General features: G+C 71.2%; 15 protein-coding genes. 4 read left to right on the top strand and 11 right to left on the bottom strand.

All coding sequences use genetic code 11. The features are described 5' to 3' along the window. Positions 1–9 precede the first annotated feature (9 nt). The gene (locus tag NIE79_RS08080; RefSeq protein ID WP_238677947.1) at positions 10–1,170 is read right to left on the bottom strand and encodes a geranylgeranyl reductase family protein; all 1,161 of its coding nucleotides are present in this window, start codon (positions 1,168–1,170) and stop codon (positions 10–12) included. 148 nt (positions 1,171–1,318) lie between these two features. Here NIE79_RS08080 and NIE79_RS08075 point away from each other — a divergent pair, with 148 nt between their 5' ends. Both NIE79_RS08075 and NIE79_RS08070 read left to right on the top strand, forming a co-directional pair. After that, the gene (locus tag NIE79_RS08075; protein WP_112587077.1) at positions 1,319–1,555 is read left to right on the top strand and encodes a hypothetical protein; all 237 of its coding nucleotides are present in this window, start codon (positions 1,319–1,321) and stop codon (positions 1,553–1,555) included. A gap of 85 nt (positions 1,556–1,640) precedes the next feature. Continuing rightward, entirely contained in the window at positions 1,641–3,080 is a 1,440-nt protein-coding gene (locus NIE79_RS08070; protein ID WP_372471424.1) for an MFS transporter, read from the top strand. Positions 3,081–3,448: 368 nt separating this feature from the next. Here NIE79_RS08070 and NIE79_RS08065 read toward each other — a convergent pair whose 3' ends face one another. From NIE79_RS08065 to NIE79_RS08050, 4 genes are all read right to left on the bottom strand, one after another. Beyond that, complete coding sequence (locus NIE79_RS08065) at positions 3,449–4,012, bottom strand: hypothetical protein (protein WP_238677945.1); 564 nt, start codon at positions 4,010–4,012, stop codon at positions 3,449–3,451. A gap of 692 nt (positions 4,013–4,704) precedes the next feature. After that, positions 4,705–5,334: a hypothetical protein gene (locus tag NIE79_RS08060; RefSeq protein WP_238677944.1), complete on the bottom strand. Its 630-nt coding sequence runs from the start codon at positions 5,332–5,334 to the stop codon at positions 4,705–4,707. A gap of 13 nt (positions 5,335–5,347) precedes the next feature. Next, a complete protein-coding gene (locus NIE79_RS08055) occupies positions 5,348–7,126 on the bottom strand; it encodes a DUF4012 domain-containing protein (RefSeq protein WP_238677943.1) in 1,779 nt (592 codons plus the stop codon). A 103-nt stretch (positions 7,127–7,229) separates the two neighbouring features. Continuing rightward, complete coding sequence (locus NIE79_RS08050) at positions 7,230–8,477, bottom strand: glycosyltransferase family 4 protein (protein WP_238677942.1); 1,248 nt, start codon at positions 8,475–8,477, stop codon at positions 7,230–7,232. A gap of 168 nt (positions 8,478–8,645) precedes the next feature. Here NIE79_RS08050 and NIE79_RS08045 point away from each other — a divergent pair, with 168 nt between their 5' ends. Further along, positions 8,646–9,200, top strand: a complete 555-nt coding sequence (locus NIE79_RS08045; protein WP_238677941.1) for an arsenate reductase/protein-tyrosine-phosphatase family protein — start codon at positions 8,646–8,648, stop codon at positions 9,198–9,200. Here NIE79_RS08045 and NIE79_RS08040 read toward each other — a convergent pair. Further along, on the bottom strand, positions 9,181–10,644 hold the full coding sequence (locus NIE79_RS08040) for a tyrosine-protein kinase domain-containing protein (RefSeq protein ID WP_238677940.1): 1,464 nt from the start codon (positions 10,642–10,644) through the stop codon (positions 9,181–9,183). The genes NIE79_RS08045 and NIE79_RS08040 overlap by 20 nt on opposite strands. Before the next feature lie 339 nt (positions 10,645–10,983). On the opposite strand from NIE79_RS08040, the gene nhaA reads away from it, so the two are divergent. Then, the gene (gene nhaA, locus NIE79_RS08035) at positions 10,984–12,342 is read left to right on the top strand and encodes a Na+/H+ antiporter NhaA (RefSeq protein ID WP_274523792.1); all 1,359 of its coding nucleotides are present in this window, start codon (positions 10,984–10,986) and stop codon (positions 12,340–12,342) included. Positions 12,343–12,436: 94 nt separating this feature from the next. Here nhaA and NIE79_RS08030 read toward each other — a convergent pair whose 3' ends face one another. From NIE79_RS08030 to egtD, 5 genes are all read right to left on the bottom strand, one after another. After that, positions 12,437–12,634 carry a hypothetical protein gene (locus NIE79_RS08030; RefSeq protein WP_238677938.1) on the bottom strand — a complete coding sequence of 66 codons (198 nt, stop codon included), beginning with the start codon at positions 12,632–12,634 and terminating at the stop codon, positions 12,437–12,439. Positions 12,635–12,638: 4 nt separating this feature from the next. Next, positions 12,639–12,959 carry a hypothetical protein gene (locus tag NIE79_RS08025; RefSeq protein WP_238677937.1) on the bottom strand — a complete coding sequence of 107 codons (321 nt, stop codon included), beginning with the start codon at positions 12,957–12,959 and terminating at the stop codon, positions 12,639–12,641. Continuing rightward, on the bottom strand, positions 12,959–13,321 hold the full coding sequence (locus NIE79_RS08020) for a DUF1622 domain-containing protein (protein ID WP_238677936.1): 363 nt from the start codon (positions 13,319–13,321) through the stop codon (positions 12,959–12,961). The genes NIE79_RS08025 and NIE79_RS08020 overlap by 1 nt, the downstream gene beginning before the upstream one ends. Positions 13,322–13,360: 39 nt before the next feature. Next, positions 13,361–13,948, bottom strand: coding sequence for a TMEM165/GDT1 family protein (locus tag NIE79_RS08015; protein WP_124816196.1), 588 nt, complete (start codon positions 13,946–13,948; stop codon positions 13,361–13,363). A gap of 217 nt (positions 13,949–14,165) precedes the next feature. After that, complete coding sequence (gene egtD / locus NIE79_RS08010) at positions 14,166–15,131, bottom strand: L-histidine N(alpha)-methyltransferase (RefSeq protein WP_238677935.1); 966 nt, start codon at positions 15,129–15,131, stop codon at positions 14,166–14,168. Positions 15,132–15,150 lie beyond the last annotated feature (19 nt).

Below are 15,150 nucleotides of genomic sequence, written 5' to 3'. Positions count from 1 at the left end.
TAAGGCGTCCTAGGATCCTGGGTGAGCGGTGGTGGCCTGGCGCGGCGTGTGGGACAACCGGTCGAGCACCGCGAGGGCGGCCCGGATCGGGCGACGGCGCATCATCTCGTCGAAGCTCGCCCGGCCCTGGCAGAACTGCACGAACATCCGCCAGCCCGGCGGGGTCGCCAACAGGGCGTGGAACACGTCCGGGCGGCGGGTGAACACGTCGAGCAGCCGGAACCCCGCCCGCATCTCCGGCAGCAGCCGCTCCGCCACCGCCCGCTCGTACCCGGCCAGGTCACCCCCCGCGACCGCAGCCCCGGCCAGCTCTCCGGAGCGCAACGCGAAACTGATGCCCTCCCGGCTCCACGGCTCCAGCAGCCCCGCCGCATCCCCGACGACCAGCACCCGGCCGTTGCGCAACGGTGAATCCTGCGCCCGACAACGGGTGAGGTGACCGGAGTCGTGCTCCGCCGGCAACCCGCTCAGACCCAACCGGTCGACGAACCGCCGCAGATAGTCGCGGGTCCCCTCCCCCGCACCCCGCGCGGCGATCACGCCGACGGTCAGCCGGTCACCCTTGGGAAAGACCCAGGCGTACGAGCCCGGCATGTCTCCCCAGTCCAGCAGCAGCCGACCCCGCCACCGCTCCTGCTCGGCGGGCGGCACCGGAATTTCCAGCTCCAGACCCAGATCCACCTGCCGGTACCGAACCCCGACGTGCCGGCCGGTCACCCCCGACGAGCCGTCCGCCCCGATCACGGCACGAGCCGCGATCGTCGTACCGTCGGCCAGCCGCAGGCGTACCCCCTCGGGGTCCTGCTCGATCGCGCGGACCGCGACCCGCTCCCGCAGCTGCGCGCCGACGGCGACCGCCGCCGCGCGCAGCCGGTCGTCGAACTCCTCGCGGCGCACCATGGTCACCACCGGACTGCCGTTGCGGCGGGTGAACTCCCGACGGCCGTCGCGGGTGAACGTCACCCGGTCCACCCGGTCGTGCGCGGGCACCTCGATCCGATCCTGAACGGCCGCCAGCGAGGTGCCGATCAGGCCACCACCGCAGGTCTTGTACCGCGGGTGCACGGCTCGCTCGACGACAAGGGTGGAGACGCCCGCACGGGCAGCGGCGTGTGCCGCGGACAGCCCCGCGGGGCCGGCGCCGACGACGACGAGATCCCAAATGATCACGGAAGCAGCCTAGGGCACCGACCCGGCCCGACCGCCGGACCCGCCCGCCGTCGCGACCGCCTGATCGGGTGTGCATCTTCGGGCACCGAGGGGGTAACCGGCGCACGGCAACCGCCACAGCAGTGGCGGACGAGCACAAGGAGGAACCATGCAGCAGGTGCAACTGTCGGAGGCCGAGCAACGGGTGTACCAGGCGGTCACGACCCTTGAGGCACGCGGGCAGGTGCCCTACCCGGACCTGATCGCCGAGGAATCCGGGCTCACCCAGGAGCAGGTGGGCAGCCCCCTGCACCTGCTCACCGAGAAGGGCCTGCTGCACCGCGAGGACTCACCGATGGCCGGCCTCGACTTCGGTCCCCGGTTCTGCGCCCGCCAGATGGCGTGACCGGCGGAACCAACCGGCACGGTTCGCCCCCCGACGACCCGGGTAGCGGTCAACCATGCATGACCGAGGGTCGACGGGGGGCACGATGAGCGCGGCACAGACGCCGCAGCCGGTTTCCGCTGCCGAGAACCGACGACGCTGGCAGGCGGTCGGCGTAGGACTCGTCGCCGCCTTCATGACGCTGCTCGACGTGAGCATCGTCAACGTGGCGGTGCCGTCCATCGACAGGGCGCTGCACGCATCGTCGAGCGACCTGCAGTGGATCCTGTCCGGGTACGCGCTCACCTTCGGCCTGGCGCTGGTGCCCGCCGGCCGCTTCGGCGACGCCCGCGGTCGACGCAACGCGTTCGTCTTCGGCATCGCGCTGTTCACAGTCACCAGCGCGCTCGCCGGCCTCGCCACGTCCCCGACCTGGCTGGTCATCGCCCGACTGCTGCAAGGCGCCGCCGCCGGCATCGTCAACCCTCAGGTCATCGGGCTGATCCAGCAACTGTTCCGCGGGCCCGAACGCGCCCGCCCATTCGGGCTGCTCGGCGCCACCATCGGCATCTCCACCGCCGTCGGGCCGCTGCTCGGCGGACTGCTCATCGCCATCGGCGGCGAGGAACACGGCTGGCGCTGGGTCTTCTTCGTCAACGTGCCGGTCGGTATCCTCGCGGTGATCCTCGGCTGGCGGCTGCTGCCCGGCCGCGCCACCGGCCAACGCGGCTGGCATCGACTCGACCCCGTCGGCGTCCTGCTGCTCGGCATCGGTGTGGTCCTGCTCCTGCTGCCACTGGTGCAGGAGCAGCAGTGGAAGACCCCGTGGAAGTGGGCGCTCATCCCGGCCGGCCTGGCGGTGCTGGTCGCCTTCGGGCTCTGGGAACGCCGGTACGGCCGCCACCACCAACCCCTGTTCGACCTTCGACTGTTCAGCTTCCAGTCGTACACGCTGGGCTCGATCCTGGCGCTCGTCTACTTCGGCGGCTTCACCGCGATCTTCTTCATCTTCACCCTGTTCCTGCAGATGGGACTCGGCTACAGCGCCCTCGTCGCCGGCCTGGCCATCACCCCCTTCGCCCTGGGCTCAGCGGCCGCCGCCGTGCTCGGTGGCCGCATCGTCAACCGCTTCGGCCGACCACTGGTCGCCATCGGACTGCTGACAGTGGTCGTCGGACTGGCCGCCACAGTGATCGCACTGCACCTCTTCCCGGACGCCCCGGCGCCCTGGGTCACCACCGGCCCGCTGCTCGTCGCCGGCATCGGCAGCGGGCTGGTGATCGCCCCCAACCAGACGATCACCCTCTCCGAGGTGCCGGTCGATCAGGCGGGCAGCGGCGCGGGCATGCTCCAGACCGGCCAGCGGATCGGCGCCGCCGCCGGCATCGCCGCCGTCGGCTCGCTGTTCTTCTCCACGCTGGCCGACAGCCGCGGCGACTGGACCAACGCCTTCGAACAGTCCCTCATGCTCGCCACCGGCATCATCGCGCTCGCGCTGATCGCCGCGCTGATCGACATCTGGCGCACCCACAACCACAAGAACTGACCGAGGTACGGAGTTGGCCGGCACCCCGGGTTGGGGGTGCCGGCCAGCGGTCGGTGTCGTGCCGGCGTGCGACCTGCGACTGCAGGGCGGGGCCAACTGACTGACCGGTGATCCCTCGTCCCGTCCATGCAGATCTTGGACAGTTTCCGTTCCACGCGAACGGAAACTGTCCAAGATCTGCGGACGGATACGGGTTGGACGACGTGATCCACATCCGCCGAGGGCCCAGCGCCGCGCGCGGGACCTCTACTCCAGCGGCAACGGCTGATGACCGGCGACCGGCTACAACAGAAATGCCGCTGGCCGGCACCCCGGGGTTGCGGGTGCCGGCCAGCGGTCGGTGTCGTGCCGCGTGCTTATCGTGTGGGTCAGCTGTTCCAGTGCTGGGCGACCAGGTCGGTGGCCTGCTGCTCCCACTGGGCGTAGGCGTCCGGGTAGGCCGAGACCTGCACGGTCTGCGCGGCGTCGGTCAGGGGCATGTCCTGCCAGCCGTCGACCTGCTTGAGGCCCTTGAGGAACGCGGTGGTGGAGTACTCGGGGTTGGTGATCTGCTCGGGGGTGCCCCAACCACTGGTCGGGCGCTGTTGGAACAGGCCCAGCGAGTCGTGGTCGTTGGCGTCGCCGAGGTGACCCAGGTTTTCCAGCTTGGACTCCTGCAGGCTGGTCGCGATCGAGATGACCGCGGCCCGCTCGGGCAGGCCGGCCTTCTTCGTGGCGGCGATGATCGCCTTCACGTTGGCGGTCTGCTCGTCGGTGAGGGTGATGTGGGACTGGTCGCCCTGCGGCTTCGGCGCTGCCGACTGCACGGCGGCGGCGACGGGCTTGCCATCGGCCGGGGTGGCGGCGTGGGCGGCGATCGGGCCGGCGAAGACGCCACCGGCGAACGCGAGACCAGCAACAGACAGCATGCTCTTACGCAAGATCGTGTTCATGAGGGGTAGCTCCTTCGGGGGTAGGACACCCGCACACACCGATCGGGGGAACGGCAGTCACGGGTGTGAGCACCTCGTCCGGCGCTGCACAAAGTCTTGGGGGTGACACCCTGTCGGGCGTCGGGGTCGGCGGCCTGGCGAGCGGGGGCTCGTGGCGCCGGGTCCAGATGTAACGACCGGAGGGCCGGGGTCATTCCGGGGTGGCCCACCCGCCGGCACCCTCATCGAGGCGGTGCCCGTCGGTCGTTCGTGGGGACTGTAACGACCGGGTCCGGGTTGGCATTCCCACCTGCGCGACCAGCCCCCAGCGCTCGGGCGGCGGGTCGGTGGTCCTGCGATCGTCAGGGTATGTAACGACCCCGACCCCGCCAGGATTCCACCCTGAGGGTGCGCCCAGTCACCACCCACAACCACCCACAGCCGAACAAACCACCCAGGCGATGCGGCGTCCACGGCGTCGAAACCGCCCGCACAGGCATGATCCACTCGGGCTCACGGAAGTCGGGGCATCCCCGACGCCGGGACACCCCGACGTCAAGGAACCCGAGTCGATCACCAAGGCGGGGACCGTACAAACCCCCTAAGACGGACGCCGGGTCGGCACGCACGCAGGCTGAACAGGCTGGCGCCCGTCGGAGTGTTCCGACGGGCGCCAGCTTCAGTGCGATCCGGGCGCAGCCCGGTGGTGTGGACTAGTGCGCGGCACCACCGAAGCGCTGGCGGCGACGCCAGGCCAGTGTCAGCAGCAGCATCACCGCTCCGGCGCCGACCAGGCCGCCGCCGAGCTTCATGGGTGTGCCGAGGCTGTCACCCGTGACGGGCAGCGGCTGCTTCTTGTGCAGCACGCGCAGCTCGGTGGTGGCGGTACGGCCGGACTCCCGGCCCGTGGCGGTGAAGGTCAGCAGACCCGTCACCGACGGCTTGTAGTTCTTGGTGAAGCGGCCCTGACCGTTGGTGTACGCCGTGAAGTTCAGGGGCGCGCTCGCCTGGTAGGCCACCGGAGCCATGGCCACGGTGCTGCCGTCGCTGCGGCGAGCCGGAGCCGCACCGCCGGCCGGAGCGGCCTGCGGAGTGACAGTCACGTTGATGTCGACGGTCTCGTTCGGGCCGAAGTTGGTGCCGGTCAGCACCACCGTCTCGCCGAGGTAGATCGTCGGCCGGTTGACGGTCAACGACGCGGCGGTCGGCGGGTACGGCGGCGGTTGCGGCGGGTCGGTGGTCGCGCTGGGCGTCGGCTGCGGCTGTGCCGCCCCCGCTGCCGTCGGCACGGCCACCACGGCCAGGCCGACCGTGAGCGCCATGATGATGCGGGATAGCCGCATGATTGGTTCCCTCCTACTGATCACAGCTTGGTGCGGAATGAACTTGGGTGGTCCAGGGGCTGGCGGTGGGGGTCAGCCACAGCTCGGCCTGTCCGACGCCGGTCTTGGCCGTCAGCACGGTGACCTCCAGCGCCCGCTCGACGCCGGGGCCGACATCGACACTGGCCGTCGCCACCTGACGGCGGCGTTCGGTGCCGCTGCCAAGCGCCGTCTCGGCCCCATCCAGCCGGGCCTCCAGCACCGCTCCACCAGCCGGGCTGAAGATCGACACCAACGTGCGGGCGGTGTACGGATCGCCAGCCAGGCCCAGGCCGAGCACGGATTCGCTAAGTCCGGACTTCGGCGCCGTTGAGCGCAGGGTCACCCGCAGCCGGAGCTCACGGCGGCCGTCCGACCGGCATTCGCCGACCGTGAGGTTCGCCGTCGGCCGCAGGTAGTAGCCGAGCTTCGCGCCGCTGCCGTCGTTGAGGAACACGCCGACGGTCGGCACGGTGTCCTGTTCCGGAAGCGTCCCGGCCATGCGGCTCTCGCCGAATGTCCGCTGTTCCTCAGGTCGGGCACTCCAGAACAATATCCGTCGTTCGGTGATAGCACGGTCAAATGCGGACAACAACACCCGCGGGTTGACATTCTTCTTGAAGAAGGCGTCGAACACCGAGGCAGCCGAGGCCGCGAAGAAGTCGTCCTGCTGTTTGACGTCGAGGCGCTGGTAGCTGTCGTTGAGCAGGGTCTGCACGACCTTTTCGCTGGCGAGCGGGACACCGCCGGGCACCAGCACCGGACCGGTCGCCTTGAGCAGGTAGGACAGCACCACCGGATCAACGGCGAGCACGCCGTCGACGGTGGTGCCGGTCTTGCGCCGGAACATCTCGCGGTACAGCGTCGCGGCGGTCGGGAAGTGCGGCGACAGGTTGACGTCGGCGGGATAGATGCCGGGAAGGTCCGTCCAGAGGGCCCGGGTCTCCGCGGGCACCTTCACCGCCGGTGTGAAGCGGCCGAGCGAGGCACTGCTGCCCTGCTTGCCCATCTTCACCTTGCCGTTCTCCGCCTCGATCATCGCGTACGCGCCGAACATGCCGCCGGTGGCGCGCAGCTCCGCGAGGTTCTGCGAGACGAGCAGGTAGCGGCGTGGGCCGTTCGCGCCGAGCAGCGGCGGGAGGAGGCGGGCCCCCTGGTCGGCGGCAGTGGTGAGGCTGGCCAGCCGGTCGATCTCGTCGCGCAGGTCGCTCAGCGCCTGTCGAATCTGGCTGACCAGGCTGTCGGCTGGCACCGCCGCCAGGTTCTGGCGGGTACGTTGCACCGACTCGTGGACCTCGGCCAGCTGCGTGGAGACGGCGGCGAGTCGGGCGAGGTCCACCCTTCCGCCGGTCGGCACGAGGCTGGTCAGGTCCGTGCGAAGCAGGGTCGGGAACGCGTGTCGGGCCAGTTCGTCGATCGCGACGGCGATCTGCGCGACGGCGTCGAGGTCGTCGCCGGCGATCGGCGTACGCCGTCCGAGCTGCCAACTCGGATCGGCAGTTGCCGCCCGTGCCGCGCCGGCCTGCTCCTGGAGTGCGGCGAGCGTCCGCAGGGCTCGGTCGGTGTCCCCCCCGACGATCTGGGCGCTCAGCTCTCGGGCCAGGCCAGCGGCGTTGAGCAGGTGAGTGCGCGCCTGCCAGCCGCGGAAGCCGATCCACCCGGCGGTCGCCAACAGCAGCGAGCCGACCACCAGGGCGCCAAGGAGGGCCCGTCGCAGTCGGGCTCGCCGACGACGCCGGGACCGGCTCCGCCGCCGGATCGGTCGTTCGCTCACCGTCACACCACACTCCCGTTCGCGGAACCCGACAGAAGGTCGATTCCCTGACGTTCTTAGCACGTCTCAGGGAGCTTCGTACCGTTATTGCGTTTGTCGTCCTTTATGCGAGTCTTCTTCGTGGTTGGGTGGCGGGCTCTGCGACCCGTCCGGCCGCCTCGTGCAACAGCCGTTCGATCTGGTCCACGCCGGCGTGCAGCGACATCTCGCGCAGGTACGCGGCCCGGCCCCGACGACCCATCTCGACGCGGGTGGGCGGTGGAATGGTGGCGGCCAACCAGAACCGGTCGGCCAACGCCGCCCAGTCCTCGGGCGGGCAGGACAGCCCGGCCCGAACCCGTTCGACCAGTTCGGCAGTGTCCCCACCGGCCGAGGCGATCACCGGCGCGGCGCAGGAGAGCGCGGCCTGGAGCTTGCCGGGCACCGTGCCGCGCAGCTCCGGAAGGTCGCGCGACATGACCAGCTGGTAGTCGGCGGCGGCGTACAGCTCGGGCATGTCGACCGGCGACCGCCGCTCCAGGAAGCGGACGTTCTCCGCGCCCAGCTCGGCGGCGAGCCCCCGCACCCGCCGCTCCGCCGCGCCCGAACCGACCAGGACCAGATCCATCGTCCGGTCCAGCGCCGCGGCCGCCCGGACCGCTGTCTCCAGCCCCTGCCGCGCCCCGATGGTCCCGGCGTGCATCACCACGCACCGGCCGTCGCGACGGACCAGCTGGCGGGCCGCCGCGCCGGGCGTCGCCGGGTAGAAGATCCGCTCGTCGGTCCAGTTCAGCACCAGCCGGACCCGGGCCGGGTCGGCGCCGGCGGCGATCACCAGGTCCCGCATCGACGGCGCGGCGACAGCGATTCGCGCCGCGGTCCGGTAGATCCGGGTCATGGTGCTGCCCATCCGCGCCGCCCAGCGCCCCTCGCCCCCCTCGTCCGCGCCGTCGCGGGCCCAGACGTCCTGCACATGCAGCACCGCCGGCACCCGCCCGAGCAACCGGAGCACCCCGGCGGCGGCGAACGTCGTCGCCGGTAGTTGGAAGACGTAGAGCGCATCCACATCGCCGAGGAACCGGCGTGCGACCAGCCCCGCGCTGCCGGCGAAGGAGAGGTAGCTGGCCATCCGGCCGCCGACGGAGGCGGCGCCGCCGGGGTACCGGGGCACCCGTCGGACGCTCAGCCGTTGGCTGTGCGTCTCGTGGTGCCACCGCTGGCGCCAGCCGGGATAGACGTGCCCGCCGGGGTAGTCCGGAAAGCCGGTGAGGACCCGTACCTCGTGCCCACGCGCGGCCAACTCCTCGGCGAGGCTCCCCGGGATGAACGCCGGCTCGGGCGGAAAGTGGTACGACAGGATGCCGATCTTCACCGGTACGCCCCCGTCCCGCAGGGATCGCCGGCGGTCGGCGCGGCACCACGACCGGCCGGCGTGCGGCGCGCGTACGATGCCGACAACCCCTCCCCGCACGGCCACCGGCGTCGACGCACCGCCCTCGCGGTGCGAGCGCCCGTGTCCGTACCGATGAGAGAGGCACCGATGGCTGATCGCGTGTTGTTCGTCTGCCACGCCAACCTGTGCCGGTCGCCGATGGCCGAGTACCTCGCCCGCCGGCTGCTGGCCGACCGACCCGTCGAGGTGGCCAGCGCCGGCACCGACGCGATCGACGGGCTGGCCATGCACCCGTACGCCCTGGAGATCGCGACCGAGAGCGGCGCGGACCCGGCGGCGTTCCGGACCCGGGGGCTGCGCCCCGAGTATCTGGTCGACGCGACGCTCGTGCTGACCGCGACCCGACGCCAACGCTCGGTCTGCACGTCGTTGGCGCCGGGAGCGCTGCACCGGACGTTCACGCTGCGCCAGTTCGGCCGGCTGGCCGCGGCGGCCGAGCCGCCCGCCGACTCGGCCGACGACCCGTTGCGGGCGGCGATCGCCGCCGCCGCCCAGGCCCGGGGACGGCTGCAACCCGCCGCACCGGACGAGGACGACCTTCGGGACCCGATCGGCGGTACCGCGGCCGACTTCCGACGGTGCGCCGAGGAGATCGAACGGTCGCTGCGACCCCTCGCCGCGCTCATCGGGGCAGCCGGGTGAGTTCCTGGGTGTGGTCGGGGACGCCGTTGACCCCGTCGGCGGTAGCGCTGTGCCGGCCGGCCGCGGCCCGGTCGGCCGGCACCGACGCGTCGGCCGTCGAGGCGACCACGCGGTAGGCCTCGTACTGGTACGCCTCGGCCTTGGCCACCTTGGCCATGTTCAGCACACAGCCGAGCAGCCGGACCGAGACCGAGTGCAGGGACCGGGCCGCCGCGGCGACCTGGGTCCGCGAGGTACGGCCCTGCTGGGTCACCAGCAGCGCGCCGTCGGCCTGCACGGCCACCACCACGCCGTCGGTCACCGCGAGCAGCGGCGCGGTATCGATGATCACGATGTCCGCCGACTCACGCAGCGCCAGCAGCAGGTCCGACATGGCCTTGGAGCCGAGCAGCTCGCTCGGGTTCGGCGGGGCCGACCCGCTGGGCAGCACCAGCAGCGACTTGTCGCCCCAGCGCTGCACGACGTCGCCCACCTTCACGTCGCCGACCAGCACGTCGGTGAGGCCGACGCCGGCGTCCAGGCCCAGGTAGTCGTCGACCTTCGGGCGGCGCAGATCGGCGTCGACAAGCAGCACCCGCCAGCCCGCCTCGGCCAACGCGATGGCCAGGTTGCAGGAGAGGGTGGTCTTGCCCTCGCCCTGGAGGGCGCTGGTCACCGCGATGACCCGGGCCGGCTCGTGGACGTCCACGAAGCGCAGGTTGGTCCGCAGCTTGCGGACCGCCTCGGCGCGCGCCGAGGTCGCGGCGTCGCCCACGATCAGCGGGGCGCTGCGGGCGTTGGCCTCGAACGGAATCTCGCCGAGCAGCGGGCTGCCGGTGGCGCGTTGCAGGCCGGCGGCGTCGCGCAGTCGGACGTCGGCGACGCCGCGCAGGATCGCCAGACCGATGCCGAGGATCAGGCCGACCAGGCCACCGAGGGTGAGGTTGCGGACCGGCTGCGGCGAGACGGGGTTGGCGCTGACCCGCGGACCACTTACCATCTCGATCTTGATGGGTGTCTTGCCCTCCGGCGTCGTCTCGACCTTCTCGACGAGTTCGACGAACTTTTTGGCGAGGGTCTCCGTCACCCGCAACGCGCGGGTCTGGTCGGTGTCGGTGACAGTGGCCCGCAGCAGCACGGTGCCGGTCTCGGTGGAGGTGCTCACCCGGCGCTGCACCTCGTCGGCGGTGAGGCCTACCGGAGTTTCGGCCACCACGCTCTGCGCGAGCCGGTCGCTGCTGAGCAGGTCGGCGTAGGACTTGACGCGCTGCTGGAGGAAGAGCCCGCCCTGGTAGGCGTCGGTGACGCCGGTGCTGGGGGTGGTGACGAAAAAGGTCACCGAGGCGACGTACCGAGGTTGGGCCCGTACGGTCAGGAACGCCGAGACGCCGAGAGCCACCATGACCGTGACCAGCGCGACCCACCAGTGCCGACGCACGTGGCGCAATTGGCGGAGCAGGTCCATCAGGAGCGCCCCCGTGCCGGTCCGGTTACGGCAAAGAACTTCACGAAAACCCCCAAGGTCGTCTCTAAACTCGTGAAACCATTAAAGCGGTTCATACGGCTTATGTCCGGAGTTACCTATATTCCGGCGGCGAGATGTGCGCCCGCATGACCAACCCGACAAACGCCCATTCGGCAGCGGCGACAACGGGGAAAAAAGTCGAAGGCCGATCGGACAGCGGCCGATCGGCCCAGCGGTCGCCGCCGACCGCGTCGCGGGATAGGGTCGACAGCGGTGTGCCGGGAAGTCTGGTCGGCGAGTGGATTCCTGCCGTCCCGACTCCTGTAGGTGAGCCCGAAGTTGACCTCCGCCACCCCACCAACCGGCCCGCGTCCGCCGAAGATCCGGCTGTTCTCCCGATCGTCCTGGCCGCAGGCCCGGCACCTGGCCGACGTGCTGCGTACCGAAACCGTCGGTGGCGCGCTGCTGCTGTCCGGCGCTCTGATCGCGCTGATCTGGGCCAACTCGCCGTGGTCCGACTCGTACGCCCGGCTCGGCGACGTGGTGCCCTGGCCCGGCGCGCCCTGGCACCTCGACCTGGATCTGGCCACCTGGGCGGCGGACGGCCTCCTGGCCATCTTCTTCTTCGTGGTGGGCCTGGAGCTCAAACGGGAGTTCGTCGCCGGTGACCTCCGCGATCCGCGGCGGGCCGTAGTGCCGGTGGTGGCCGCGCTCGGTGGGATGCTGCTGCCGGCGCTGATCTATGTGGCGGTGGTGCTGAGCGGGGGCGGGGAGGGCCTGCGCGGGTGGGCCGTTCCGACCGCCACCGACATCGCTTTCGCGCTCGCCGTGCTCGCGGTGGTCAGCTCACATCTGCCCCAGGGCCTACGCGCATTCCTGCTCACCCTCGCGGTGGTCGACGACCTTTTCGCGATCACCATCATCGCGATCTTCTACACCGCCGACTTCCATCCCGTTCCGCTGCTGGCCGCGTTGGCGCCGATCGCGCTCTTCGCGGTGCTGGTGCAGCGGGGGCGTACCTGGTGGTGGGCGCTGATCCCCCTCGCGATCGCCGCCTGGACACTGATGCACGCCTCGGGCGTGCACGCCACGGTGGCCGGTGTCCTGCTCGGCTTCACGGTCCCGGTGCTCGCCCGCCGACCGAGGAGCGGCGACCAGCCGGCCACCGCCAACGCGGAGGCGGGCGAGGGTGGGCTCGCCGCCCGCCTGGAGCATCTCTGGCGGCCGGTGTCGGCCGGCTTCGCCGTGCCGATCTTCGCTCTCTTCGCCGCCGGGGTCACGCTGCGCGGCACCGACCTGGGCGCCCTGCTGAGCGACCCGATCGTGATCGCCATCGTCGCCGCCCTGGTGTTCGGCAAGAGCATCGGCATCTTCGGCTCGACGTACCTGCTGGCCCGGTTCACCCGCGCCGAACTGGACGACGACATCACCTGGGCCGACCTGCTCGGCATCGCCCTGCTGGCCGGTGTCGGGTTCACCGTCTCGCTGCTCATCGGCGACCTGGCGTTCGGTGCGGGCAGCACCGCCGACGACCGGGTCAAGGCGGCAGTGCTGCTCGGCTCGGTGATCTCCGCCGGGCTGGCCGCCACGGTGCTCAGCCGCCGAAACGCGGCGTACCGGAGGGTGGCGGAGCGGGAGCGGCTGGACGCCGACGGGGACGGCGTACCCGACGTCTACCAGCACCCCGACGCCCGCTGACCGCGCCGGCGCGGCCCGGCGACCGCGAAGGGCGCGCCGGCGCGCGTCGTGCGCGGTCGTGCCGCGCCCCCGCACCAACCGCGCGGGCTCGCGCTCAGTGCCGACGGTCGGCGGGCGGCAGGTCCTCGGTCTCCTCGACCAGCGCCTCCGCCGTCGGCCCGGTGAGGTCGTCGCCCGGCACCGCCACCGCCTCGACGCGATCCTGCTCATCGGGCTTCCCGCCGGGCGGCGGCTCCGGGGCGGTGGCGCCGCCGGCGTAGCCGTACTCGTTCGGTTCGTCGTGCCGGCTCATGTGGTCATCCTCCCGCTTTTCCCGTTTCACCTGTCGAGGCCAACGGTAGGTGGTGATCGTCCTCGGCGCAGCGCGCCGGGGATTGTCGGCCGGACCATGGTGGTGGGCGGCTGAGCGCCGCCCCGAGCAGCTGACGCAGGGCGATGATCGCCACCGCGCCGGCCAGGCCGTTCCAACCCGGCTCGCCGGCGAGCCGGAGCAGCCCGGCCGCGGTGAGCAGGTCCAGCAGCACCCGGACGCCGCTGCGCAACGCCCCGGTGCTGAGCGTGGTGAGCACCCCGGCGACCAGCGCCAGGGCGGTGACCGCCGTGACCAGGGCACCCATCACGGTCGGCGCTCCCCCTCGGCCACCTGACTCTGCTCCTGACGGATCTCGCGGCCCAGGAAGTAGTTCAACGCCGTTCGGATCGTCGCGATGGCCGCCAGTTGGCCGATCTGCGTGAACGACGGGGACACCGCAGTGCGGAGCACGTCGGCCGCCAGCTGGAATTCCAGGCCCAGGGTCAGGAAGCGACCCAGCGAGAGCCGGATCGGCGTGAAGCGGGCGGCGGAGCGGTGTCGCAGCCCCTCGACCACGAACCGCACCGCCGCCCACACCGCGCCAACGAAGATCACCAGCGCGCCGGCCACCTCCACCACGGCAACCAGCACCTGGTCGCCCTGGCGCAACAACTCGGCCGGCTCCACCCCGGGCCGTTACCCGCCCACGGGGCGGCTAGTCGGCGCTCAGGTCAGCTCGTTCACCGCCTCCAGGATCAGCCAGAGACCGGAGATGGCGAAGAGGATCGCGGCGCCGTACTTGATGGTCTTCTCCGGCAGCCGCCGACCGAGCATCCGGCCGACCAGGATGGCCAGCGCGTCCGCGGCCACCATGCCGATGGTCGAGCCGAGCCAGGTGCCGAACCAGCCGTACTTGGTGGCGAGCGTGATAGTGGCGAGCATCGTCTTGTCGCCCAGCTCGGCGAGGAAGAACGCCACCGACACCGCCACGATCGCGGTCTTGCTGGTCTTCTCCGCCTTGCGCTTCTCCTCCTCGGTGAGCTTGTCCCCGCGGAGCGTCCACGCGCCGAACCCGAGGAACGCCACACCGGCCACCAGGGAGATCCACTCGGTCGGCAGCACCGCCCCGAGACCCACGCCGATGGCGACCGACGCCAGGTGCACCACCGCTGTGGCGACAGTGATGCCGATCAGCACCGGGATCGGTTTGAACCGCGTGGCGAAGGTCAGCGCCATCAGCTGGGACTTGTCCCCCAGCTCGGCGACGAAGATGACGCCGAAGCTGATGACCAGCGCGGCGAAAAATCCCTCCATGACGTCCTTCCCGTTCAGGCCGGGAGGAGGTACAGGGGCGCCCTCGACCCGGCTGCAACAGCCTGAGTCGAAGGTCTCGCCCGCCCCGGGAGAACCGGGGCCGCGTGGCCGGATGCGGAACGCACCAGTATGTCGACCACGACATTGGGGGCTACTCCCCTTCGCGTGATCAGCCTATCGGATCACCGCCCCGCCCGGCCGAGCCGGGTGAACAGGCTCACCGCGCCCGCGCCAGCGTGACGCCGAAGAGCGCGTCCGGGTCGGTCCAGAACTCCGCGGTGGCGAAGCCGGCCGTGGCCAGCTCCGCGGCGATCCCCTCCCGGTGGAACTTCGCCGACACCTCCGTACGCAGCTCCTCCCCCGCCGCGAAATCGACAGTCAGCCCCAGCACCCGCACGCTCATCGGCCGGGTCGCCCGCAACCGCATCTCGATCCACTCGTGGTCGGAATCCCAGACGGCGACGTGCTCGAACGCCGCCGGGTCGAAATCGGCGCCCAACTCCCGATTGATCACGTGCAGCACGTTGCGGTTGAACTCGGCGGTGACCCCGGCGGCGTCGTCGTAGGCCGGCACGATCACCGACGGGTCCTTCACCAGGTCCGTACCGAGCAACAACCAGTCGCCGACCTCCAACGCGGCGCGCATCGCCGTCAGGAACTCGGCCCGCTCGGTGGGCAACAGGTTGCCGATGGTGCCGCCGAGGAACACCACCAACCGCCGGCCGCCGGTGGGCAGCCGGTCCAGTTGCCGGGTGAAGTCCCCCACGATGCCCCGCACCCGCAGGCGGGGATAGTCGGCCGCGATCTGGGCGGTGGAACCGCGCAGCGCACTGACCGACACGTCGAGCGGGACGAACGTGCCCAGCCCACCCCGGCGGGTGAAGGCGTCCAACAGCAGCCGGGTCTTCTCCGACGAACCGGAGCCCAACTCGATGAGCGTCTTGGCCCCGGTCAGCGCCGCGATGTCGGGAGCGTGCGCGGCCAGCACGGCCCGCTCGGCCCGGGTCGGGTAGTACTCGGGCAGTCGGGTGATCTCCTCGAAGAGTTCGCTGCCCCGGGCGTCGTAGAACCACTTCGGCGGCAGCCACTTCCGCTCGGCGCTCAGCCCCGCCCGGACGTCGTCGCGCAGGCCACGCTCCAGGTCACCCTCTTCGAGGTAGATCTCCAGGGGTTCCGCGGTCATCGGTTCGCTCCTTTCGTTC

The organism is Micromonospora trifolii (genome assembly GCF_022229005.1).
GTDB lineage: Bacteria > Actinomycetota > Actinomycetes > Mycobacteriales > Micromonosporaceae > Micromonospora > Micromonospora trifolii.
Note: the sequence above shows the minus strand (reverse complement) of the source record. Positions and strands in the feature narration are given on the sequence as shown.